Raw genomic sequence first — 23502 nt, forward strand, 5'->3', positions numbered from 1 at the left:
GCCCACCGGCACGGGCCGGCGCAAGTAGGATCCCTCACCGCGGGTGGAAGCCGTCGCCACGGGGGCGCCGAAAGGAACTTATCCGCCCGGCGAGGGAATTGGTGAGCTTGTGAGTCAGATCGTCGTCAAGCGCCCACCACGGGCCCTGCCTTCGGAGGTGCCCAGCGAGCACCTGCAGTTGCAAGCCCCTCCGGAACTGCCCCGCGGGCAGCAGGAGGGCGCGCTCATGCAGCTGCTGCCGATGCTGGGCATGGGCGGATCGGTCGTGTTCTTCTTCATGACCCCGAATCCGATCATGCGGATCATGGGCATGGTGATGATCGCGTCGACGATCGCCATGGCGATCGCGATGCTGGTCCGGTACCGGCGCGGCACCCAGGGCGAACTCGCCGACCTGCGGCGCGACTATCTGAAGTACCTCAACCAGACCCGGCGTCAGGTGCTGCGCACCGCCCGGCTCCAGCGGGACGCCCAGTACTACCTCCACCCCTCGCCCGAACAGCTGTGGGCGCTGGTCGCCGAGGGCAGCCGGGTGTGGGAGCGGCGCGTCGCCGACGCCGACTTCGGCCAGGTGCGCATCGGGCTGGGCGTACAGCAGCTCGCCACCCCGATCGTGGCGCCCGAGACCGCGCCGGTGGACGAGCTGGAGCCGCTGACGGCGAGCGCCATGCGGCAGTTCCTGACCGCGCACAGCACCCTCGACGGGCTGCCGATGGCGGTGTCCCTGCGGGCCTTCTACCACGTGACGGTCAGTGGGCGCCCCGACTCCGTGCGCTCCACGGCGCGCTCCCTGGTCGCCTCGCTGGCGTCGCTGCACTCCCCCGACGACCTGGTCGTGGTGATCGCCACCGGGCGGGATTCGGCGGAGCACTGGGAGTGGGCCAAGTGGCTGCCGCACGTGCAGGCTCCCGGCGCGGGCGACGGCGCGGGCACCCGGCGGCTGATCACCTCCGACGCGCGCGACCTCGACGACCTGCTGCTCGGCCGGCTCGACGGCCGGCCCCGCTTCCAGAGCGGCGGCCAGCCGCTGCTCGACCAGCCGCACGTGGTCGTCGTCCTCGACGGCCAGTCGGTGTCACCGACCTCGCCGCTGGCCTCCCCGGAGGGCCTCCAGGGCGTGACCGTCATCGAGGTCGTCCCGGGCGAGGTCACCGGCCAGCGCGGCGGCCTGTCGGTGCTCGTGCAGCCCGACGCGCTGCGGCTGGAGTCCGGGCACGGCCTGGTGTACGACGGGGTGCCGGACCTGCTGAGCGTGGAGGCCGCGGAGGCCCTGGCACGCCAACTCGCGCCGCTGCGCGTGGGCAGCGGCGGAGACGACGACGAACCGCTGCTCGCCAACCTCGACTTCACCGATCTGCTGAACCTGGGCGACGCGGCGTCCGTCGACGTCAGCCGGACGTGGCGGCCCCGCTCCCAGTCGGAGCGGCTGCGGGTGCCGATCGGCGTCGGCGAGGACGGCGTCCCCGTGATGCTGGACCTGAAGGAAGCGGCGCAGGAGGGCATGGGTCCGCACGGCCTGTGCGTCGGAGCGACCGGTTCCGGAAAGTCGGAGCTGCTGCGCACCCTCGTCCTGGGCCTGGCGGTCACCCACTCGTCGGAGACCCTGAACTTCGTCCTCGCCGACTTCAAGGGCGGCGCCACCTTCGCCGGCATGTCGCAGATGCCGCATGTCGCCGCCGTGATCACCAACCTCGCGGACGACCTGACGCTGGTGGACCGGATGGGCGACTCCATCCGGGGCGAGCTGAACCGCCGGCAGGAGATGCTGCGCGACGCGGGCAACTACGCCAACATCCACGACTACGAGAAGGCGCGCGCCGCGGGCGCCGCGCTCCAGCCGATCCCCTCGCTGGTCCTGGTCATCGACGAGTTCAGCGAACTGCTGACCGCGATGCCGGACTTCATCGAGATGTTCGTGCAGATCGGCCGGATCGGCCGGTCCCTCGGGGTCCACCTGCTGCTGGCCTCGCAGCGCCTGGAGGAGGGGCGGCTGCGCGGACTGGAGACGTACCTCTCGTACCGCATCGGTCTGCGGACCTTCTCCGCGGCGGAGTCGCGGGCCGCGATCGGCGTGCCCGACGCGTACACGCTGCCGAACGTCCCCGGCTCCGGCTATCTGAAGTTCGGCACGGACGAGATGGTGCGGTTCAAGGCGGCGTACGTCTCCGGGGTGTACCGCGAGGCCGGCAGCCGGACCGTCACCGCGGGCGGACCGCTGCCGGTGGACCGGCGCCCGGTGGCGTTCACGGCCGCGCCGGTGCCGGTGCGCTACGTCCAGCGCGCCGCGAGCGCCGTCGTACCGGAGACCCGGGCGCCGGAGGACGACGCGCTCGCGGACTCCGTGCTCGACGTGATCGTGCGCCGGCTGGAGGGGCGCGGCGTGGAGGCGCACCAGGTGTGGCTGCCGCCGCTGGACAACCCGCCGCCGCTGGACGAGGTCGTCCCCGGTCTGGCGAACGTCGAGGGCCGCGGGCTCACCCAGCCCGGTTTCGAAGGCGCGGGCCGGCTCGTCGTCCCGCTGGGCGTCGTCGACAAGCCGTTCGAGCAGCGCCGCGACACGCTGTACCGGGACTTCTCCGGCGCCGCGGGACACATGCAGATCATCGGCGCCCCGCAGTCCGGCAAGTCGACCCTGCTGCGCACGCTGATCTCGGCGTTCGCCCTCACGCACACCCCGCACGAGGTCCAGTTCTACGGGCTGGACTTCGGTGGCGGCGGCATGTCGGCGGTCGCCGGGCTGCCGCACGTCGGCGGCATCGCGTCCCGGCTCGACCCCGAGCGGGTGCGCCGTACGGTCGCCGAGGTGTACGGCATCCTCACCCGGCGCGAGGAGTACTTCCGCAGCGCCGGCATCGACTCGATCGCCTCGTTCCGCTCCATGCGGGCGCGCGGCGACATCTCGGTGGCGGACCAGCCGTGGGGCGACGTCTTCCTGGTGATCGACGGTTGGGGCAACTTCCGCACCGACTACGAGAGCCTGGAGCCGGCGGTCCTGGACATCGCGGCGCGCGGGCTGGGCTACGGCATCCACCTCGTCGTCGCCGCCGGCCGCTCGATGGAGGTCCGGGCCAATCTGAAGGACCTCCTGATGAACCGGCTGGAGCTGCGGCTCGGTGACACCATGGACTCCGAGCTGGACCGCAAGGTGGCCGCGAACGTGCCGACGGGGGTGCCGGGCCGCGGTCTGACCCCGGAGAAGCTGCACTTCATGGCGGCGGTGCCGCGCATCGACGGCATCAGCTCCGACAGCGACCTGTCGGAGGCGACGTCCGCGATGGCCCAGGAGGTCACCCGCCACTGGACGGCGCCCGGCGCGCCCGCCGTACGGCTGCTGCCGCGCGAGCTGCCGTCGGAGAACCTGCCGAACGGCTACGCGAACCCGCAGCGCGGCGTCGCCTTCGCCATCGACGAGAACAACCTGGAACCGGTCTTCGTCAACTTCGAGCGCGATCCGTTCTTCCTGGTCTTCGGGGACAGCGAGACGGGCAAGTCGAACCTGCTGCGGCTGCTGATCAAGCAGTTGACCGAGCGGTACGACGGGGACTCGGCGAAGTTCTTCGTGATCGACAACCGGCGTGCGCTGCTGGACGCCACCCCCGCCACGCACCTGGCGGAGTACGTGCCCATGTCCAACAACATGGAGCACCACGTGGACGCCCTGTCGGACCTGATGCAGCGGCGCACCCCGTCCGCGGACGTCACGGCCCAGCAGCTGCGGGACCGCAGCTGGTGGCGGGGCCCGTCGGTGTACGTCGTGGTCGACGACTACGACCTGGTGTCCACCTCCAGCGGCAACCCGCTCGGCAGGCTGGCGGAGCAACTGCCGTTCGCGCGCGACGTCGGCGTGCGGTTCATCATCGCCCGTAGCGCGGCGGGCGCGAGTCGCGCTTCCTACGAGCCGTTCATGCAGCGGATGATGGAGCTGGGCGCACAGGGGGTCCTGTTGTCGGGCGATCCGACGGAGGGCGACATCCTCGGCGGCGTGCGGATGCGTCCGATGCCGCCGGGGCGGGGCATCTTCGTGTCGCGACAGCGCGGGAACCCCTTGGTGCAGACGGGTCTCATGCCGGAGCATCTGGGCTGAGCGTACGCAACACGGGTTGGGGGCGGTGCTCAGGCACCGCCCCCGACCTTTTTGCCGAGCTCTTCTGGCAAAACTGTCGGACGAATCTGTTTCGGCGAAGGCACCGAGGGAGAACCTGGGCATGGCGTGGGACGAGTGGGAGCAGTTGAAGTCGGCGGCCACGGAACGCGGCGACCAGCAGATGCAGCTCAACGGGTTACCACCGGGCGAGGGCGGCGGCACGGGCGGTGGACGGGGCGACCTGAAGGTGTCCGAGGCCGACCTCGCGGCGGTGGGTGACCACGCGTTCAAGCTCCATGGCCGCCTCTGGCCGGAGGCGCGGACGCCGGTGGCGCGCAGCACGGGCCGGGCGGCAGACGACCTGGTCGGCAAGTCCTTCGCGCTGGGCGGTGCGCTCAGGCACGTGGCCGCCCGCTGGGACAAGCAGCTCGGCTCGCTCATGGACGCCTGCGCGCACATCTCGAACCACATGGACTTCACGAAGAAGACGCACAAGGACGACGACGAGCACATCAAGCGCAACATGAGCAGCATCGGGGTGCTTGATCGGGGGTTCGACGAGTCGTACGCCCCCGCGGGCAAGAAGAAGACGTAGGCGATTTCCAGGTCCGCGCCGCAAGGCGACGAGCAGCCCCCTGCTCGACGGACCGATCGCCGGGCAGACGGTTGGACGCACAGAAGGCAGTGGAGCCACCCTTGGAATTCGAGTCCTTACGCACATTCAACTTCGAGTCGCTGAACAACGCGGTGGACGACTGGTCGAAGGTCGTCAAGAGTTTGGAAGAGTTGGCGGACAGCGCCCACGAGGGGCTCCGTACCCGGGCCAACAAGGCGAACTGGTCCGGTGTGAACGCGAAGGTGTCACGTCAGTTCATCGGCAAGACGGCGGGGGAGTTCTCCGACGCCAACGCCCAAGCCACCTCCATCCGCAACATCCTGCGGGACACGCGTGGTGAGCTGCAGACTTTCCAGGGTCAGCTCAAGGCAGCGCTGGAGCGCGCCAGCAGCAAGAACCTCACGGTGGCCTCGACTGCCGACGGCGGTTTCACCGTCACGAAACTCGTCCATCCCGATCGAGCGGCGAAGGGGACCGACGTCCCCGCCGGCTCTCCCGATGACGCCACGACCCTCCGCGACGAGATCCAGGCCGTCCTCGACAAGGCCACCGAGAGCGATACGAGCGCAGCCCGGGTCCTCAAGGCCCTCGTCGACCAGACCGACCACGGCTTCTCCGGCGCCCGGTACGCCGACCGGGACGCGGGCGCCAACGCGCTCAAGGAAGCCGACCGGCTCGCGGCGCTGGCGAAGAAGAGGCCCGCGGACCTGTCCGTCGAGGACTTCGACGCCATCAACGCGGGCCTGAGGAAGTACGGCACCGACGAACTCTTCGCGGAGCGCTTCGCCACCGCGCTCGGCCCCAAGGGGACCCTGGACTTCTGGGCCGGGTTGAACGACTCGCAGCGGAACATGGAACTCACCAGCCGTCGCGCCGGCGACCTCGACGACCTGCAGAAGCACCTCGGTCTCACCATGGCCACCGCCTCGCACAGCGACACCCTCGCCATGACGAGGTGGAGGGGCGAGATGGTCGAACTCGCCGGCCAGCCGCTGAACCGGGACACCCACGTCATGGGCGCCCAGGTGATGAGCAACCTGATGCGCTGGGGCGACTTCGACGACCACTTCCTCGGGGAGTACGGCGCCGAGCTCGTCAAGACCGAGAAGAAGCTGAGCGACAACGGCAGCCACGTCCCCATGGGATGGCAGCACATGGCCGGGGACCCGCTCCTCAACCGCACCGGCGGCGACTCGGGCTCGGACCCCATGACGGGCTTCATGAAGGCGCTCGCCAACAGCCCCGGGGCGGCGACGGACTTCTTCGGCGAACCGTTCACCACGGACGACGACGGCAAGCAGGAACTCAGCAACTTCCAGTACCTCTTCGAGGAGCGCGACTGGCCCGAGGGCCCCGGCGAAGGCGAGAACGACGCCAAGACCGGCCGCGACTACATGGCCGAGGCCCTGGAGTCGGCCATCACCGGCCACCCGGCGGGCGAACTCCCGACCCCGGACACCCCCGCCCACACTCCACAGCAGGCCGCCCTGATGAAGAGCCTGGTCGAGTCCATCGCCGACGAGCCCGAACGGTTCACGGACCACATGTACATGGGCGACAGCATCGGGCAGATCACGTCGGAGTACCTGCCGGACATCAACCGAGTCCTCCGCGGTGACGTACACGGCAAGACGGACCTGCTCTTCCCGGTCGCGGGCGCCGCCGCCGACCTGGACGCGGTGAGCACCACCCGGTTCCTGGTCACGATCGGCCAGTCCCCGGAGGCGTACGCGGCGGTGGAGGTCGGCCAGGCGAAGTACACGGCCGACCTCATGGACTACCACCTCAACCCGAACCTCCCGGAGGACCGCCGCTTCCCCCACCCGCCGCAACACACGGTCGAGGCCATCGCCCAACAGGCCGGCCACGTCAACGGCACCCTGGCCATCGGCCGCCAGGAGGCCGTCGTGGGGGACGCGGCACAGGAGGTGAGCGCCTTCACCGAATCGATCGACCAGCAGAAGACCCTGTGGTCGGGCGCGATCGGCACGGGCGTCGGCGTCGGCGTCAGCTTCATCGCAACACCGGTCGGCGGCGCGATCGCGGGCGGCGTGGCGGGCACCGTCGGCAGCGTGGTACTGGAGGAGATCTTCAAACAGTCCGAGACGGACGCGCTCCAGAACGCGGGGCGAGATGCCGCGGATCTTTGGGCAGCGAGCGAGAGAAGCGCGATGGACCACGCCCAAATGGCCGCCTCGACAGCGGCGAAAGCCCATGGAACGAACGACCAGGACCAGGTCAGCGAGTGGGCTCTGCGGGGTACCAAGCTCGGATTCTCCGAGGCGTCCAAGGACACCCAGCACATGGCGGACGACCTCACCACGGAAATCCCGTCCGCGTAATGCAAGGGCCTTCACCACACGACGAGGAGTCGTAGCAGCTGCCATGGATCCAACCCGCATAAGAGCGGCCAGCAGCGCCGCCATCGGAGTCCTTGTTCTCACTGCGTCCGGATGCAGCTCGGACGAACCGGCAAAGAAGACCTACGCCGTTCCGGAGTCGCTTTGCGGCGTAGTCGTCCCTTCCGACGTCCTTGAAGCGGTGCTCCCGTCCGCGGACGAAGTCACAACGCGGGCGAGCGCCAACACCTTCGGGCGGAAGACCTGCCTGGTCATCGCCGACGGCAACATCGTCGTGACCGCCGAGTCCGAGTGGCGCGCGAAGGATCTCCCCATCGTGGACGTCGTCCTGAACACGCTGCCACTCGATGCCGAGAAGGATGTGAACGCGGACGGCTCGTTCGCCCATTCGAAGAAGGGAGGGGTCATCAAGATCAATTGTGCTAGCCCCGCGAAGAGCGAATACAAGAAGAAGCAACTCTTCGGGTCCGTCATCCTCAAGGATGGAGATTGGACCGAGGGAGACGTAAGGAACCTCGTTACCGCCTACGGCAAGGGCGTGAGCGAATCAGAAGAATGCACGGGCAAGGGTAGAACGGCCTGACGGACGAGGCGGGCCCGAATCCTTGGCCTGCATGCGAGAACAGCACAACAGGGTGGGCATCTCCCGCGCATGCCCACCCTGTTGCTGTTCTGATTCTGCTTCGTGCGCAGTGCGCACAGCGCAGTGCGACTAGAAGTTGCCAGCGGCCTTCTTGTCGCCCGCCTGGTACGCCGGGCCCGCCTCGCGGACCGCGCGGGAGATGCTCTTCAGCGCGGTGTGGATCTGACGCGTCTCCGCGTCCCACTTCTTGTGCGCGGCGTCGGCGGCGGTCTTCGCCTCACCCTCGAAGGTGCTGGAGACGCTGCGGATCTTGTTCTGCAGCGCTTCGAGGGTCTCGTCCAGGCGTGTGGCCTGCTTGTCGATGGTGGTCGCCGCCTCCTCAAGCGAGGCGTAGGTCACGAGCATCATGCCGGGGTCGGACATGGGGTCCTCCAACTAGCTGTGGAAATGAGGGGTCTGCGGGGTGAGCTGCCGTACGCGTACGGCACAGCGCGGCTCAGTACGCGGCGAGCTTCGACGAGGGAGCTCCCCCGCCGCCGCCCGAGCCGCCCGCACCGGCCGACGCGTCGACGCCCTGCATGGAGGCGCGCACGTCGTCGTCCGTGTTGGCCGCGGTGGTACGCGTGACCCCGATCGCTTCCTGGAAGTCCGCCAGCAGCTTGGCGATGCGCACCATGCCCTGGTTGATCTCCGCCTGCTTCACGTCGAAGGCACCGGCTCCGATGCCCTTCCAGCGGCCTTCCAGGCTGTCGATGACGCCCTGGAGCTGCTGGACCTGCCCCTTGATGTCATCGAACTGCCGGGAGATTTCGTCCTGGAAACCCTTGAGACTCTGGTCTCCAACCTTCTGGACTCCTGCCATGTCCCCGTATTCCTTTCCTTTTGTCGAACTGAGGTTGTGCGTGGTGGTGCGTGGGGGCGGTACGCGGTCAGGCGGCGCGACGGCGCAGGAGGAAGAAGGCCCCTCCCGCGACGACGACCACGGCCGCGACTCCGCCGATGATGAGGCCGGTCGAGCTGCCGCCGTCCTCACTCTTCTTGCTGGAGCCTGCCACGGCGGCCCCGTCCTGAGAATCGCCCTTCGGCGGTTGTGACGAGGCTGGTGCAGACGGTGCGGTGGACGCGGGAGCGCCGCCCGTCTTCTGGTTCGTCAAGGGGCTGACGTCCGGAGCACCGGGGTCGCCCTTCTTGTCGACGAGGATCTGCCGCGGGCGGATCAGCCCGTGCCCGAGGTACGTGCTGCGGGTGTCCTTGGCCCAGTCGCGCCCTGCGGTGTCGATGAGGGCACGCAGGACCTGATTGGCGGTCCAGTCGGGGTGGGCCGACCAGACGAGGGCGGCGGATGCGGAGGCGATGGCGGTGGCGGAACTGGTTCCGCCATCGCCGCCACAATAGGACTTAAACGTCTTGTCGCACCAGCCCGGGATGTCACTACCAGGAGCGGTAATGTCCACGTTGTCACCGTGCTGGGAGTAGTTGGAGACGGTTCCCTTATTGTCAGCCGAGGCTACGCCGATGACGTCCGGATAGGCAGCCGGATACTGGGGCTTGTTGCCTTGCTTGGCATTGTTTCCAGAACCCGCAAAGAAGAGTTTTCCCTTCTTTGCGGCATATTCCACCGCTGCCCGCTCATCGCTAGATGAGTAATCGCTGGCAAACGACATGTTGATGATCTGCGCGTCACTGTCTGCCGCCGCTCTGATGGCGTCAACGGTGTCCTGCGCGTTCGTCTTCTGACTGTTCTGGAACTCTGTATCGGAAATCCGAATGGGAAGGATCTTGGCATCGGGGGCGAGCCCTTGGAGGCCGCTCCCCTTACCAGTACCAGCGATTAGCTCGGCCATGGTTGTTCCGTGGCCGTCGTAGTCGTCAGTCTCGTCACCAGCTGCGCCAGTGGCGTCGAGCCCCTTGAGCACTTGCCCCTTCAGAGAGGGCGTCGAGGGATTGACCCCGGTGTCGATGACGGCGACCTTGATGCCTTTACCGGTGGAGACCTTCCAGAGGTCTTCGACCCCCATCGCGTCCAGGTACCACTGCTTAGGCTGCCCAGGTGCTGCCATGGCGACTGGGGCAGTCGTTGGAACGCTAACGGCCCATACGCATGCGGTGGCCAGCGAGCACAGCAAACCTCGCCGCAGGGCGCGGGGCGCGCCCGACTGCCGCGCCTGGAACATTCCTGCCGTCATCCTGACTTCCGAACCTTCCGTGTGCCTACTCGATGACCGGCGGCGTGGTGTCCCGCCGCCGGGCCGTCCACGTCTCTTCGTCTTCTGTCAGGTAGTCCGGGCGCGTGGACTCGTTCTCTTCCGGTTCCTTGTCGGAACGCTTCCGACCGGGACGTCCGCCGACGAGCCCGGATCCACCGGTCGTGAATCCGCTCTTCCCGGGCCGGGGATTGCCTCCGCTCCCCCCCTGACGCGGGGCACCCACGACTCCGTTCACGCTGGGCGTTCCGCGTCCCGCGGGCCGGTTGGCGTTCCCCATCGGGTTGGCGCCGACCACGCCGGACTGTCCCGGTCGTCCCTGCGTGGCCCGGGTCGCGCCGGTTCCTTCGCCGCCGATCACCGTGCCCTTGGGCACACGGGACCCGGCAGGGCTGGAGGTGGCCCGCTGCTGGGGCGTGCCGCCGAAGATGCCCTGCCCCTGGCGTGTCCCGGCGGGGCCGCCGGTCCGCCCGGTCGCCGGCTGACCCTGCATGGGGCCACCCGTCGTGTTCGGCCGACCGAGCATCTGCTGCTGGTTGTTGGTGTACGGACCACCCGCACCAGGACCCCCGTTGCGCCCAACGGGCCCCTGCGAGGAGGGGCCAGCGGTCATGGGACCCGTGGGCCGTCCAACCGGACCGTTGGCCGACGGTGTGGCCGTGGTGGGGGTCCCCGTGATGTTCGGACGCCCCGGCACTCCGGGCTGTCCGGTGGCCGTGATGGGAGGCGCACCCGTCGTCTTCCCGGGGCCACCGTGGGCCTTCGAGACGACCGGAGACGTGGGCACCGGTCCCCCGGTCTTGCTGGTCACCGGCCCTGTCACGGGGCCGACGGGCGAGATCGGAGCAACGGGCGGACTACCCGTCGGCCCGGTGGGCGGTGTCGCCGGTGCCACAGGCGTCACGGGAGGTGCACTGTTGGGATTCGTCGGAGGTGAGGCCACCGGCGGGGCCACACTGTCGATCACCGTTGCCGGGTCACGCTCCACGTTGGCCGACGGAGGAGTACCGGGGATCTCCGTCGGCCGTTCGTTCCTCGGCCCCGCCTCATCGCCGTACCTACGCGCCGGTTGAATGTTGGCCTTGCGCGAATCGGAGACGCCGGACCGGTCCGTGTTCGAAGGCAGCCTGACCCGCCCCCTTGGCCTTGGCACGTCCGCCTTCAGGATCTTGTCGAACTTCGGCGCTTCCTGATTCGCCAACGTCTGTTCCGACACCGCGTAATACGACGCCAGGCGGTTCATCTGGTTGATGGCCTCTTGGCGGTCCTGTTCGACCTTCTTCGCGGCAGCGAAGTCAGGGTTCGTGTCGACCTGCTGCGGCGTCGGCATCGTCCGCACGTCGTGCTTCACCGTGCGCATGTCCCGTGGCGGCATCGAACTGCGCACCGAGGCCAGGCCCATGCCCGCGGCCGTGATCTGGGTCCCGGCGATCCCCGCGAAGGCGCCCAGCCCGTCGGCGTGGGCGGCGAGGGCCTTGCCGAACTCGCGGAACGCCTCGGCGCTCTCGCCCTCCCACTGGACCTTCCCGATCTCGGCCTCAAGCTCCCGGCTGGCCTTCTTGAGGTCGTCGCGCGCCTTCCGAAGGCTCTCGCCCGCGTTTTCGAGGTCGACCGGCTTGGCGTTCCCCACCAGATCGACCATCACGTTGAGGTCGTGTCCCTCGAAGTCGGTACGGGCATGGGGCCCGTTGCCGCCGAAGACGGAGCCGACCACACGGGTGACGTCGGTGAAGATGTTCTGTGTCTGCGCCTGGGCGAGGTCCTGCTTCTCCTGCTCCTCGGGCGTCAGTGGCTTGGTGTTCTTCTCTTGTTCGGTCATGTCAAGACCACCCGGATCCAGAGGACTTGTCCTGAACGGTCTTCGGCGTACCGGGCTCGCCCGTGCCCTTGCCGTCCGTCTTCGGCCGGTCGAGCAGCGTTTGGATCTCTGCGAACCGGCGGCGCCGCTCCTCGTCCACGTTGTCCGTGCCGACGTCCGCCGCGTGTACCGCGATGTTCAGCGCCTCGATCTGCAACCCGAGATCCCGGGAGAGGTCGGCCAGCGCCTGCTGAACGCGGTTGTACTGCGTGAACAGGCCGTCGGCCTCGGCGAACGGCGCATTGCCCCCGCTGAGGGCTCCGCGCGGGACCCTCTGCTCGGAGATCGCCGTCTTGCCGCCCGGGCCCTTGTTCAGGTCCGCGAGGATGCCGTTCACCTTGCCCTGGAAACTGCTGAGTGCCGCGATCCCCTTGACGAAGTCACTCATGGCTCTGCCCTCGGACCCCGCCGTCGGTTGGATAACCCACGATGCCCACGATGCCCGTTCCTCCCCGTTGATCCAGCTACACCACGTTGCAAGCGTGGCGAATCGGCCATCTTCCAGGCCGCATACCACTTTAGCCACTAGCTATGACAGTCCCAAGTGACATACACGTCATCCGACTTCCGGAGCCGGCGCAGGAAGGCCCGGGCCCGTCTGTCGATCCGTCCCACCGACCCGAGGCGGGGACGTGGCCACGTCCGCACGCGGTTGCGCCACCCATCTCATCATGTCCGCTTCACCGGCGTCCTCTTGGAGCGGTCGTCTCCTCGGTTTCTCCCCAAAGCGTTCCCCCTGCTACGGATGGATACGCGGCTACGGAACGCCCACGGGCTCGGTTACCGACACGGCCACGGCTGACGCAGCCACGCACCAGACTCGTCAGCCCCCGGCCACGCGCCCGGCCCGCCTCCGGGCGTCGCGCACCGCCACCGCGCCCCCCGCGACCGCCGCGACGAGCACGCCGCCGCCGATCACCACGTACGTGGCGAGGCGGGCGTTGCGCTCCGCCGCGGTCTCGCCGAAGTCGTACTTGGCCGGGGTTGGTCCCTTGGCCTGGGTGAGTTCGCCGCCTTTGGTGGGCTTCTCGATCGGCTCGTCGTCCTCGGTCAGGGCTCGCAAGGGGTCGACCACTCCCCAGCCGACGCGGTTGTCCTGCCCCCCGGTGGCGCGCTCCGCGGTCTGCTGCATCTGCGCAACGATCTGCTGCTGGGTCCACTTCGGGTGCTTCGCCTTGATGAGGGCGGCGATGCCGGCGACGTACGGCGCGGAGAAGCTGGTGCCGTTGTCCGCGCAGTGGCCCCCGCCAGGGACCGTGCTGACCATGTCCACGCCGGGCGCCGCGATGTCGACGAAGTCGCCGGACTGCGAGAAGGGAGCGCGCTCGTTGTTGCGGTCGGAGGCCGCGACCGCGAGGACGCCGTCAAACGACGCGGGATACGTCTGCTTGATGTTGCCGCCGCCGCCGTCGTTGCCCGCGGAGGCGACGACCACGATGTTCTCAGCGAGGGCGCGCTGGATGGCCCGTTTCAGCACGGTGTCCGGCTCCACCGCTCCGGCGGTGTCCTGGGAGATGTTGATGACGTGGGCGCCCTTGGCCACGGCGTGATCGACCGCGTCGGCGAGGGTGCTCGCGCTGCCGTTGCCGTCGGCGTCGTTCTGTTTGATGGGGATGATCCTCGCGCCGGGCGCGAGGCCGACGAAGCCGGAGCCGTCGATCTTGCGGGCGGCGATGATGCCGGCGACCTTGGTGCCGTGCCCGATGGCGTCGTCCGTGCCGTCGGCCTTGCCGACGTTGATCTCCTCGCCCTTCTTGTTCTTCTTGGGCAGCAGGTTCGCACCGCTCTTGGCGTCGACGGCGCCCCTGAGCTGCGGATGCGTGATGTCGACACCGGTGTCGATGACGGCGACGTTCACGCCCTTCCCGGTCGACTGCTTCCACAGCTCCTCCAGCATGACGCGCTGGAGCGACCAGGGGACGCCCTTGTACAGCTTGGTGGGCTCGCACTGGGTGGTGTCGGCGGCGGCCGGGGCCATCGGCAGGCCGACTGCGGCAAGGGCCGTGGCCGCGGTCACCACGGCGACGCGACGGCCACGACTCACGACGCTGGTGGTGGTGGAGTGGGTCATCTGCCGCCCGCCTCAGGATCCCTGGGGCTGGTTCGCGTCGCCCGTCGACAGCCGCGGCCCCCTCGGCAGGAACTCGGTCCACGCCTTGGGCACCGGCACCGGATCCACGCTCTTGTACCCGAGCTGGCGCTGGGCGAGTTCGGTCTGCGATTCCAACTGCTTCTTCTTCTCCTCGTCGGAGCCGGCGCCGGAGTCGGCGCTCGCGCTGTCGCTGTTGGACTGCATGGCGTAGCGCAGTCCGGTGTCGGTGACGAGGAAGAGGAGTCCGACGTTCGTGGCCTCGCCCTGGAACTGGCGGAACAGCAGCCCCGATCCGGGGGTGACGTACGCGCTGGACGACCCGATCGGCAGCTGGGCCGGGAAGTCGGTGCCCGCCCAGGTGCTCAGGGTGGTGGTGCCCTTGTCCTCGTCGACGTCGCGCAGCACGCTGCACACCGCGTTGCGCTTGCTGTCCCCCGCGCCGGCCTCGTTCACGGCGACGGGCGCGCTCTGGGGCCACTTCCTGTCGTTGCCGAACGGCGCGCCCGCCTGGAACTCGGAGGCGCTCACCTTGCGGGCCTGCCCGTTCTGGTCGAGGTCCTTCAGCGGCTTGCTGTTGATGAGCAGCTTGGCCATGAAGTCGGAGATCGGGGCCACCCGGTCCTTGAGGACGACGTACTGCTGTTCCTTGGTGCCGTCCGTCGCTTGGAGGATCATGCCGACCTTGGCGAGGCCGGACTCCAGGCCGGGGACGTCGGCGCCGGTTCCGGGTGTGCCGTCGATCTCCGGCATGCCGATCTCCTGGCCGTCGTGCAGGGTGAGCAGCCACTCCTCGGAGACCTTCTGGGGCGTGCGGCCCTGCCCGACGACGAGCTGGCGCACCAGGTCGTCGCCCTTCTTGAGGGCGTACTTCGTGCCGTTCGCGTCCACGACGTACTCGGCGCCCTCGGCCTCGACGTAGAGGAGTTCGCCGCCGGCGAGGCGGTTGCCGTTGTCGACCAACCCCTTCTCCCGGTCAGCGAGGACGAAGGCCGCCTTCTGCGTCGTCGCCCCCCGCCCCTCGCCGGGACGTTCGCACACGGCCCACCGCTTGGCGGTGCCCGCGTCCTTCGCCTTCGGGAGCCGGTCGGGCGCGTAGGGAATTCCCACGGTGACGCCGTGCGGGATTTTCCCGCTGTCGAGGACGGACTCGGAGACGTTGATCACCTTCCCCCTGTCGAGATTCAGGAGAAGTTTTGCGGAGGCCATGTTGAGAACGGGGTGGAGTTGCTTCTCTCCGTCCGTCTCCAGCACCACATAACGGGTGGTGGACTTGCTGGCCACGATCACGTTCTCACCCGGCTTGTCCCAGCCCTTGGGGGCCACGGGCTTGAACATTCCCCAGGCTCCGAACCCGGCGAGGATCACCACGCCGATGATGGCTCCGGGCACCACCGCGCGCAGCGGGCGCGGTGCGCCCTCCTCCGAGCCGGTGGCGTTGGGCTGGAGGAACTGCGCCACCAACCGCCGTTTGGCGAAGGTGTAGGCGTTGAGTTCGTCCCGACGTGATGCCATCTGTCCGCTGTCCCTCTCCCCGCTGCGCGGCCAGGCTCCCCTGTTCATCGAATCGGCCTGCCGCCGTATCGGCCCCTACTATGCCTGCTGAAGCCGGTGACGCACCGCTCAGGTAGGGTGATCGGCCTGTCAACACCCAGTGGAAATTAGGAATTCTGGGAATTACGGACACGAGGGGGCATCGCGGCGATGGCAACGGGGACGCGCGCGCGAAATGGGCGAACGCCCGAACGACGCGCGCAGGGCGCGCGCGGCGATCGGGGTCGTAGCTCCTCCCGGGAGTCCCGGGGATCCCGGGGACCTCGCGCTCCGCAGGGCGGCCGGAGCGGCGGATCGGGCGGGCCGACGCCCGCCCCCGCGAAGACGACCCTGCGCCCGCTGTCCCGTACGAGCCGCGTCGGCCCGCTCCAGTTGCGTCAGCTCGCGCTCGTCGAGATCGCCCTCGGCCTCGCGGCCGTCGGCGCGGTGCTCGGCGGGCTGTGGCTGATCCCCGCGGTCGCCGTGGCGTGCGTGCTGGTGCTGTTGGCCTTCATCCGCCGCCGCGGCCAGTCCGTCCAGGACTGGCTGGCGACGGCTCTGGCGCTGCGGGCGCGCAAGCGGATCGCCGGCCCGGCGCCGGCGGAGACCGATCCGTCGATCGCACCGGTGGTGGAGGGCGTTCCGGAGCTGCGCCCGTCTCCGTACGTCGACAAGAACCGGCGCACCGTCGGGATGCTGGGCGACGGCACGTTCCTCACCGCGGTGGTACGGGTCGAGGCGAGCGGTGCCGCGCTGCGGCCCGCGTTCGGCGCCCGGTCGCTGCCGTTGACCCTCCTCGGCGGTGCGCTGGAGGTGGACGACATCGTGGTGGAGTCGGTGCAGTTGGTGCAGCAGGTACGTTCCGCGCCGGCGCCGCACCTGCCGCAGCAGTCGGTCGCCCGGCTGTCGTACGCACCGCTCCAGGAGCGCACCGGTGCTCCGGCGCTGCGGATGACGTGGGTCGCGGTGAAGCTGAATCCGGAGTTGTGCCGGGAGGCCGTGGAGGCGCGCGGCGGTGGCGTCCAGGGCGCCCAGCGCTGTCTCGTCCGGGTCGCCGACCACATCGCGAGCCGGGTCGCCGGCGCAGGTTTCCAGGCCGTGGTCCTGGACCAGCAGGAGCTGAACTCCACGCTCGCGACGGCCGTCTGTGCGAGCCCGCGGCTGGCCGTGCGGGCGAGCCGGCCGGACGCGACGCCGCTGCAACGGACGGCGGAGACGGCGCGGGTGTGGCGCTGTGACGACCGCTGGCACACCACGTACGCGGTGGGCCGCTGGCCGGAGTTGGGGCGCGGGGCGGCCCCCCTGCCGAAGGTGGTGTCGCTGCTGACGGCCGCACCCGCGTACGCGACGACCTTCAGCGTCACCGTGCGGCGGGGAGTGCGTCAGGGAGCGTTGTCCGTGGCCGGCCACGTCCGGGTGACGGGCGGTTCGGACACGGAGTTGATCGGGGTGCGCAGGACGTTGGAGCAGCACGCGCGGACCGCGAAGGTCGGTCTCGTCCGGTTGGACCGGGAGCAGTTGCCGGGGGCCTTCGCCACGCTGCCGCTGGGCGGTGCCCAGTGAGCGGAGTGATGGGAGCGGTGCGCCGGCTGGTCGGGCCGCGACACCCGGGGCACACGGTGGCGGCCGACCACCTCGGCGCGCTGTCGCTGCCCGTCGGAGACGACGGCGTGGTGATCGGCGAGGACACCGAGAGCCGTCCGCTGATGGTGGGCTTCCACCGCTCGACACCGTACGACGTCGTGCTGATCGGCGGGTTGTGGACGGCGCAGGTGATGGCGCTGCGGGCGGCGGGCACGGGTGCCCGGGTGGCCGTGGAGACCGGCCGCGCCCAGGCGTGGACCGGGCTCGCGCAGGCCGCGGGCGCGGGGCTGGACTGCATCACGCTGTACGAAGTGGGTCGGGTGCCGCCGATGGGTGCGACCGTCGGCAGCCCGGTCGTGGTGATCCGCGACTGCGGCATGCGTCCGCCGCGCGGGCGGGTCGTCTCGGCGCCCTGGCAGTCGGTGCTGACCCTGTTGCCGTATCTGAGCCCGGTGGCGCCGCGGCTGCTGCGCGCCGCCACGTTGGTGGGCGTCCAGCGGGTGTCGCCCCAGGAGGCCGAGCAGATCGGTCGGATCCTCGGTTTGTCGGAGGCGGAGACCGGTGCCCTGCCGACGTTGGCGGACGGGGTGACGCTGTGGTGCGCCGGCCAGGAGCGGCACTGGGTGATGACCAGCGGTACGGACGCCGAGGTGGGACTGCTCGGCGTCGCCCGACGCATGGACTGACCCGGACGCTCTCGACGCCGATGCTCTCGGCGCCGCCGCTCTCGACGCGGACGCCGCCGCCGCAACGGACGGGGCTCGCCGGGCCTCGTCCGTACGGGTCTTCGACGCCGCCGCCCGTTCGGTGGCACATGCGTTCCGTTCTGTTCCGTCGGCGTGAAGCCGGCGGGGAGCACGACGGGAGTTCACGGGGATCTTCCGTGGTCTCGCCCCGGACGGTGGGGGCGATGACCCTAAAATCCCCTCAACGGTGCGCTGCGGGACGGCCCGTCGCCCCGGACGGCTTCGGTGCCGTGACGCGACTGCGACAGCTGTGACGACGAAGGGGAGCGTGACCGGTGGGAAGCGAACAGGAGAAGGACGAGCTGTACGCCCTCGACATCTCCGGTGTCGAGTGGGTGAGCGCGCCGGGCACGAGCGAGGACGAGGAGCGCGTCGAGATCGCCCATCTGCCGGGCGGCGCGGTGGCGATGCGGTCGTCGCTGGACCCGGACACGGTGCTGCGGTACACGGAGGCCGAGTGGCGGGCGTTCGTCCTCGGGGCCCGGGACGGGGAGTTCGACCTGCGCTGACGCGCGGGCGGGCCTCGACGGAGTGAACGCGCCGGCGGTGCGCGGTGGTCGTGCGCCCGGCGCGCGCCGCTGCCGGACGGACCGGCGGTCACGACACCGAGACCGGATTGTTGGGCGGTGTTCGCCGGGTGTTCACGGCCACGGATCGAGCCAGCGTTTCCCAGGGAGTTGTACCGGTTTGCCCGGTCGCCTTCCGTGTGCCCCGCCACGTGCCGCCCGCGGGGGAACCCCGAGCGGCCTGCGGTGTCGCGGTCGGAGGGCACTCGGGCCTGCCGGCCTGTCGTCCTTGGCGTTTAGGGTGGTAAGAAGCGGCGGATCGAACCCGCGAGCACCCCGCCGCAGCACGACGGGGCGGGCCGACCGGGACACAGCGGTCGCCCCCCACCCCGCAACGGCACCCAGGGTGCTCGACCACACCAGGAGGCACAGTGAACAGCGATCGGGACGGGATCCGCGGGGGATGGGACCTTCCCGCCGACGAGTCCGACGCGGATCCCGCCGAGATGACGGGTGAGTTCACCATCGACTACACCCCGCCGGCCTGGTACACGCAGAACGCGTCGGGGGACAGCGGTCACGCTCCGCCGCCGCCCCCGCCGAACGGCCCGCCGGTCGCCGTGCCGGGGCTCCCCTCGGACGGCGGCTTCCAGCCGCAGTGGACGCCGAACACCCCTGCACCGTCCACCCCGTCCCCAGAGCAGGCGCAGGCCCAGCCTCCGACGTCGATGGCTTCCGAGCCGTCGGCCGTCACTCCGCCTCCGCCGCCCGTCCCTGCGGTTCCGACCCCGGCTCCCGCTCCGGTACGGCCGGCCGCTGCCGCCGACCCCGACCCCGCCGCGGAGCCCTTCGGCGGCGGTGACGTGGAGAGCGGTGCCACCATGCGCTTCTCCCCCGCCGCGCTGAAGCGCGAGATCGCGGAGCGCGACGCCGCTGCGCGCCGGGCCGAGGAAGAAGCCGACGCCGACCCGGTCGACGCACCGTCAGGTGACGGTACGGACCAGGCTCAGGACGCCGCTCTCGACGCCGACCCGGCCACCGGCGACAGCGCCGCCTCCGCCGCGGACGACGACGCCCCCGCCGTGCCGGGTCCGCCGGACGCCGACGCCGGTGTCGACGCGGCCCCCGAAGACGGTCACCACGGCGCCGACGCCCTTCAAGACGTCACGCCCCCGCCGCCAGCCGTTCCGCCGGGGTCCGCCCCGATCGCCGATGCCGCGTCTGACGCCGCGTCGGGCGCCGCGCCGCACTGGTCGCCGGCGCAGGGCTCGCCCCTGCCGCTGCCGCCCGCGTTCCAGCCCGCCGCCCCCGCGTCCGCGCCCCAGTGGCCGGTGTCGCCGCAGACGTCCGACCAGTCCGCGCCGCCCCCGCTGCCCGCCGCGCCGCACGCCGGCCCTCCGCAGCCGCCGGCCGACCCGCAGCCCGGGTACGGATTCCCGCACCCCGCGCAGCCGCCCCAGCAGCAGCCCGACCAGCAGGGCGGCTACGGCTTCCCGCACCAGGCGCCGCAGGTCACTCCGCCCCTGGCAGTCCCCGTGGCACAGCCGCCGCAGCCGCCCGCGGTGCCGACCCCGCCGCAGCAGCCGTACGCCCAGCCCGTACCGGACGCCCAGGCCCACCAGCCCGGGTACGCCTACCCCCCGGTCCAGCCGCCGCAGCCGCAGCCCGACGTGCAGCCGCCGTCGGCCCCGCTGCCGCCGGCCGTCCCCCAGGCGAGCGCGCCCCCGGTGCCGCAGCCCGGCGGTTACGGATTCCCGTACCCCGCGCAACCGCCCCAGCAGCCGCCGGCCGCACAGCAGGGGCCGGCGCAAGCACAGCCCGGTCAGCCCCAGCCCGGTCAGCCGCAGGGCCAGCAGCCGCCCGTCGACCCGCGGACCGGCACGGCCTGGCCCACGCCGGTCACCCACGACCAGCGCGAGCGCTCCGTCCCGGGCGCGCCCCTCGGCTACACCGCCGCCGTCGAGCTCTCCTCCGACCGCCTTCTGCGCAACACCCGGCAGAAGGCCAAGTCGAGCCGCACCCCCTCCGCCTCGTCCCGGTTCAAGCTGGGCGGCAAGAAGGAGGAGGCCGAGCGGCTGCGCAAGCTGGAGCTGATCCGTACGCCGGTGCTGTCCTGCTACCGGATCGCGGTCATCAGCCTCAAGGGCGGCGTGGGCAAGACGACGACCACGACCGCGCTCGGGTCGACGCTGGCGACCGAGCGGCAGGACAAGATCCTGGCGATCGACGCCAACCCGGACGCCGGCACGCTCGGCCGTCGGGTGCGGCGCGAGACCGGGGCGACCATCCGCGACCTGGTCCAGGCGATCCCGTACCTCCACTCGTACATGGACATCCGCCGGTTCACCTCGCAGGCGCCCTCCGGTCTGGAGATCATCGCCAACGACGTGGACCCGGCCGTCTCCACGACCTTCAACGACGAGGACTACCGCCGGGCCATCGAGGTCCTGGGCCGGCAGTACCCGATCATCCTCACCGACTCCGGGACCGGGCTGCTCTACAGCGCGATGCGCGGGGTGCTGGACCTCGCGGACCAGCTGATCATCATCTCCACCCCGTCCGTCGACGGTGCGAGCAGCGCGTCCACCACCCTGGACTGGCTGTCCGCCCACGGGTACGCGGAGCTGGTGCAGCGCTCGGTGACGGTGATCTCCGGAGTGCGCGAGACCGGGAAGACGATCAAGGTCGAGGACATCGTGGCGCACTTCCAGACGCGCTGCCGCGGCGTGGTCGTGGTGCCGTTCGACGAGCACCTCGCCGCCGGCGCCGAGGTCGACCTGGACATGATGCGGCCGAAGACGCGCGAGGCGTACTTCAACCTCTCCGCGCTGATCGCGGAGGACTTCGCCAGGGCCCAGCAGTTGCAGGGGCTGTGGACGGCGGACGGGAACCCCCCGCCGACGATGGCGCCGCCGATGCCGGGCTACCCCCAGCAGCCGGCCCCGGGCGGCTACCCGGGTCAGCCGCAGGGCGGTCAGCAGCCGTATCCGCCGGGCGGGCAGCCCCAGCCGTACGGTGGCCAGCCGCCCCATCAGCCCTATCCGCCGCAGGCACCGCACCAGGCGCACCAGGCTCCGCCGGCCCAGCCGCAGGGCTGGCCCCAGCAACCCCCGGCAGCTCCCCAGCCCCAACCGGGCCAGCAGGCACAGCAGCCCCACCCGGGGCAGCCGCCGGTGCCCGGCCAGCCGATGCCGCCCGCCGATCCGGCGCAGTCCGACGCACCGGGTCAGGCGCCGCCCCCGAGCTGGCCCCCGCAGGCGCCGCCAGCCCCTCAGCAGTAGGGCGACACAGGACTGGACCAATGAGGGCCCGCACCGCGACGACGGTGCGGGCCCTCGGTGTGTTCTCGCAGACCAGCCGGGGTGTCAATCTGCCGTTGACGGGACTGGACCACCGCTGGTACAACCACGCTCCACCCGTTGGCCACTGCTCCCATCAGCCCGCCCGCTCCCCGTGAGCGCTGACGCGAGGTCATGCCCATGGTCATCAAGGTCCCGTCGTCCCCAACGGCACCACCCGCCCCACGGCTCTCGACCCGCACCGGCACCCGCTCCCTGCTGGCCTTATGCACCGTCGGCGCGCTGCTGGCCGCAGTGCCCCCGGCCGCCCAGGCCCGGTCCGCGGACCGCGCCCCGAAGGTGCTCACCATCGCGGTGTCGCAGAGCGTGGACTCCCTCAGCCCCTTCCTGGCCCAGCGCCTGGTCTCCACCAGCGTCCATCGACTGGCCTACGAGTACCTGACGAATTACGACGTGAAGGACGCCCGGACCGTCCCGGGCTTCGCCACCGCGTGGAGCGCCTCCCCCTCCAAGCTGACCTGGACCTTCACCGTCCGCGGTGACTCCCGCTGGTCCGACGGCCGGCCCGCGACCGCCGAGGACGCCGCCTGGACCTTCAACACGATGATGTCGGACCCCAAGGCGGCTACCGCGAACGGCGCCTTCACCGCCAACTTCCGCAAGGTGACCGCGCCCGACCCGACCACCTTGGTCATCGAGCTGAAGAAGCCCCAGGCCACGATGACCGCCCTGGACGTCCCGATCCTGCCCAAGCACGTCTGGGAGGGGGTCGACGACTTCTCGGCCTTCAACAACGACGAGCGGTTCCCCCTCGTCGGCAACGGCCCCTTCGTCATCACGGACTTCAAGGTCGACCGGTACATCCGGCTGAAGGCGAACAAGAACTTCTGGCGCGGTGCGCCGAAGGTCGACGAGCTGCTGCTCAAGTACTACAAGGACGGTGACGCGGCCGTCGCCGCGCTGCGCAAGGGCGAGGTGTCCTTCGTCCAGGGCCTCACCCCCGCCCAGGCCGCCTCCCTCAAGAGCGCGCCGGACGTCGCGGTGAACGACGCCCCCGGCCGTCGGTTCTTCGCCCTCGCCACCAACCCGGGCGCCCGTTCCCGGGACGGCAAGACCTTCGGCAACGGCCACCCGGCGCTCCTCGACCCGGCCGTGCGCAAGGCCCTCTTCCACGCCACGGACCGCAGGACCCTCGTCGAGCGGGTCTTCCGCGGGCACGCCGTGGAGGGCCAGGGCTATCTGCCGCCGCGCTTCGGCCCGTACTTCTGGCGGCCCTCCGCGGCGCAGCGGATCGACTACGACCCCGCGAAGGCGGCGGCCCTGCTGGACGGCGCGGGGTACCGCAAGGCCCGCGGGGGCAAGCGGCTCGGCAAGGACGGCCGTCCGCTGTCCTTCAGGATCCTGTGCCACGCCACCGACCCCAACGACAAGGCGGTCGGCAAGTACCTCCAGGAGTGGTGGGGCGCGCTCGGCATCGGGCTGCGGATCGACTGCCTCGACAACGTCTCCGACCCCTGGCTCAAGGGCGACTACGACCTCGCCTTCGACGGCTGGTCCGTCAGCCCGGACCCGGACCTCGTGCTGTCCATCCACACCTGCGCGGCGCTGCCCGCGACCCCCGCGGACACCGGTTCGACGGACAACTTCATCTGCGACCGGCAGTTCGACGAGCTGTACGCCCGCCAGAGCGCGGAGTACGACCCGGCGAAGCGGGCCGATCTGGTGAAGCAGCTCCAGTCCCGGCTGTACGACACGGGCTACATGAACGTCCTCGCGTATCCGAACGCGGTCGAGGCGTACCGTACCGACCAGATCTCGTCCATCACGACGATGCCCGAGGCCGCGGGGAACATCTGGGGCCAGGACGGCTACTGGAGCTGGTGGTCGGCGGTCCCCGCCGACGGATCCGGCGACGGCGGCTCGGACGACGGCTCCCGGACCGCGCTGGCGATCGGGGCCGGTGCCCTCGCGGTGCTGGTCGCCGCGGTCGCCGGACTGGTCGCGGTACGGCGTCGCGCCACCGTGGAAGACCGTGAATAG

At 70.5% G+C, this 23502-nt stretch carries 16 protein-coding genes; 9 read left to right on the plus strand and 7 right to left on the minus strand.

The features are described 5' to 3' along the window. The first annotated feature begins 109 nt into the window (after nt 1–109). The 4 genes from eccCa to AB0E05_RS08285 all read left to right on the plus strand — a co-directional run bounded on the left by eccCa (nt 110) and on the right by AB0E05_RS08285 (nt 7643). On the plus strand, nt 110–4084 hold the full coding sequence (eccCa, locus tag AB0E05_RS08270) for a type VII secretion protein EccCa (protein ID WP_361960620.1): 3975 nt from the start codon (nt 110–112) through the stop codon (nt 4082–4084). 121 nt (nt 4085–4205) lie between these two features. Further along, a complete protein-coding gene (locus AB0E05_RS08275; RefSeq protein ID WP_361960622.1) occupies nt 4206–4679 on the plus strand; it encodes a hypothetical protein in 474 nt (157 codons plus the stop codon). A 101-nt stretch (nt 4680–4780) separates the two neighbouring features. Then, complete coding sequence (locus AB0E05_RS08280) at nt 4781–7042, plus strand: hypothetical protein (protein ID WP_361960624.1); 2262 nt, start codon at nt 4781–4783, stop codon at nt 7040–7042. 43 nt (nt 7043–7085) lie between these two features. Next, nucleotides 7086–7643, plus strand: coding sequence for a hypothetical protein (locus AB0E05_RS08285; protein ID WP_361960626.1), 558 nt, complete (start codon nt 7086–7088; stop codon nt 7641–7643). 129 nt (nt 7644–7772) lie between these two features. Here the strand turns inward: AB0E05_RS08285 and AB0E05_RS08290 are convergent, their stop codons facing one another. The 7 genes from AB0E05_RS08290 to eccB all read right to left on the minus strand — a co-directional run bounded on the left by AB0E05_RS08290 (nt 7773) and on the right by eccB (nt 15309). Beyond that, nucleotides 7773–8066 carry a WXG100 family type VII secretion target gene (locus tag AB0E05_RS08290; RefSeq protein ID WP_361960628.1) on the minus strand — a complete coding sequence of 98 codons (294 nt, stop codon included), beginning with the start codon at nt 8064–8066 and terminating at the stop codon, nt 7773–7775. Nucleotides 8067–8139: 73 nt separating this feature from the next. Then, nucleotides 8140–8505 (minus strand): WXG100 family type VII secretion target, encoded by a 366-nt coding sequence (locus AB0E05_RS08295; RefSeq protein WP_361960630.1) that lies wholly within the window; start codon nt 8503–8505, stop codon nt 8140–8142. A gap of 67 nt (nt 8506–8572) precedes the next feature. Next, on the minus strand, nt 8573–9829 hold the full coding sequence (gene mycP / locus AB0E05_RS08300; RefSeq protein ID WP_361960632.1) for a type VII secretion-associated serine protease mycosin: 1257 nt from the start codon (nt 9827–9829) through the stop codon (nt 8573–8575). Nucleotides 9830–9854: 25 nt separating this feature from the next. Next, on the minus strand, nt 9855–11666 hold the full coding sequence (locus AB0E05_RS08305; RefSeq protein ID WP_361960634.1) for a hypothetical protein: 1812 nt from the start codon (nt 11664–11666) through the stop codon (nt 9855–9857). A gap of 1 nt (nt 11667) precedes the next feature. Then, the gene (locus AB0E05_RS08310; RefSeq protein ID WP_361960636.1) at nt 11668–12093 is read right to left on the minus strand and encodes a hypothetical protein; all 426 of its coding nucleotides are present in this window, start codon (nt 12091–12093) and stop codon (nt 11668–11670) included. Nucleotides 12094–12528: 435 nt separating this feature from the next. Then, nucleotides 12529–13776, minus strand: a complete 1248-nt coding sequence (gene mycP, locus AB0E05_RS08315; protein WP_361960638.1) for a type VII secretion-associated serine protease mycosin — start codon at nt 13774–13776, stop codon at nt 12529–12531. A gap of 12 nt (nt 13777–13788) precedes the next feature. Further along, nucleotides 13789–15309 (minus strand): type VII secretion protein EccB, encoded by a 1521-nt coding sequence (gene eccB, locus AB0E05_RS08320; protein ID WP_361960640.1) that lies wholly within the window; start codon nt 15307–15309, stop codon nt 13789–13791. A gap of 411 nt (nt 15310–15720) precedes the next feature. On the opposite strand from eccB, the gene eccE reads away from it, so the two are divergent. The 5 genes from eccE to AB0E05_RS08345 all read left to right on the plus strand — a co-directional run bounded on the left by eccE (nt 15721) and on the right by AB0E05_RS08345 (nt 23502). Further along, nucleotides 15721–16890, plus strand: coding sequence for a type VII secretion protein EccE (eccE, locus tag AB0E05_RS08325; protein WP_361960642.1), 1170 nt, complete (start codon nt 15721–15723; stop codon nt 16888–16890). 8 nt (nt 16891–16898) lie between these two features. Next, nucleotides 16899–17597, plus strand: a complete 699-nt coding sequence (locus AB0E05_RS08330) for a hypothetical protein (protein ID WP_361960644.1) — start codon at nt 16899–16901, stop codon at nt 17595–17597. Between the two features lie 335 nt (nt 17598–17932). Then, nucleotides 17933–18166 carry a DUF397 domain-containing protein gene (locus AB0E05_RS08335; RefSeq protein ID WP_361960646.1) on the plus strand — a complete coding sequence of 78 codons (234 nt, stop codon included), beginning with the start codon at nt 17933–17935 and terminating at the stop codon, nt 18164–18166. Between the two features lie 428 nt (nt 18167–18594). Beyond that, the gene (locus AB0E05_RS08340) at nt 18595–21444 is read left to right on the plus strand and encodes an SCO5717 family growth-regulating ATPase (RefSeq protein WP_361960648.1); all 2850 of its coding nucleotides are present in this window, start codon (nt 18595–18597) and stop codon (nt 21442–21444) included. Nucleotides 21445–21642: 198 nt separating this feature from the next. Then, a complete protein-coding gene (locus tag AB0E05_RS08345) occupies nt 21643–23502 on the plus strand; it encodes an ABC transporter substrate-binding protein (RefSeq protein ID WP_361960649.1) in 1860 nt (619 codons plus the stop codon).

This window comes from Streptomyces sp. NPDC048057 (assembly GCF_040653095.1).
Taxonomy (GTDB): Bacteria; Actinomycetota; Actinomycetes; order Streptomycetales; family Streptomycetaceae; genus Streptomyces.

What these genes read in the sequence shown, in the direction of transcription:
- AB0E05_RS08345 (WP_361960649.1), top strand. Translation starts at nt 21,643, where the DNA reads ATGGTCATCAAGGTCCCGTCGTCCCCAACGGCACCACCCGCCCCACGG.
- eccB (WP_361960640.1), bottom strand. Translation starts at nt 15,309, where the DNA reads ATGGCATCACGTCGGGACGAACTCAACGCCTACACCTTCGCCAAACGG.
- AB0E05_RS08275 (WP_361960622.1), top strand. Translation starts at nt 4,206, where the DNA reads ATGGCGTGGGACGAGTGGGAGCAGTTGAAGTCGGCGGCCACGGAACGC.
- AB0E05_RS08290 (WP_361960628.1), bottom strand. Translation starts at nt 8,066, where the DNA reads ATGTCCGACCCCGGCATGATGCTCGTGACCTACGCCTCGCTTGAGGAG.
- AB0E05_RS08330 (WP_361960644.1), top strand. Translation starts at nt 16,899, where the DNA reads ATGGGAGCGGTGCGCCGGCTGGTCGGGCCGCGACACCCGGGGCACACG.
- mycP (WP_361960638.1), bottom strand. Translation starts at nt 13,776, where the DNA reads ATGACCCACTCCACCACCACCAGCGTCGTGAGTCGTGGCCGTCGCGTC.
- AB0E05_RS08295 (WP_361960630.1), bottom strand. Translation starts at nt 8,505, where the DNA reads ATGGCAGGAGTCCAGAAGGTTGGAGACCAGAGTCTCAAGGGTTTCCAG.
- mycP (WP_361960632.1), bottom strand. Translation starts at nt 9,829, where the DNA reads ATGACGGCAGGAATGTTCCAGGCGCGGCAGTCGGGCGCGCCCCGCGCC.
- AB0E05_RS08305 (WP_361960634.1), bottom strand. Translation starts at nt 11,666, where the DNA reads ATGACCGAACAAGAGAAGAACACCAAGCCACTGACGCCCGAGGAGCAG.
- AB0E05_RS08310 (WP_361960636.1), bottom strand. Translation starts at nt 12,093, where the DNA reads ATGAGTGACTTCGTCAAGGGGATCGCGGCACTCAGCAGTTTCCAGGGC.
- AB0E05_RS08285 (WP_361960626.1), top strand. Translation starts at nt 7,086, where the DNA reads ATGGATCCAACCCGCATAAGAGCGGCCAGCAGCGCCGCCATCGGAGTC.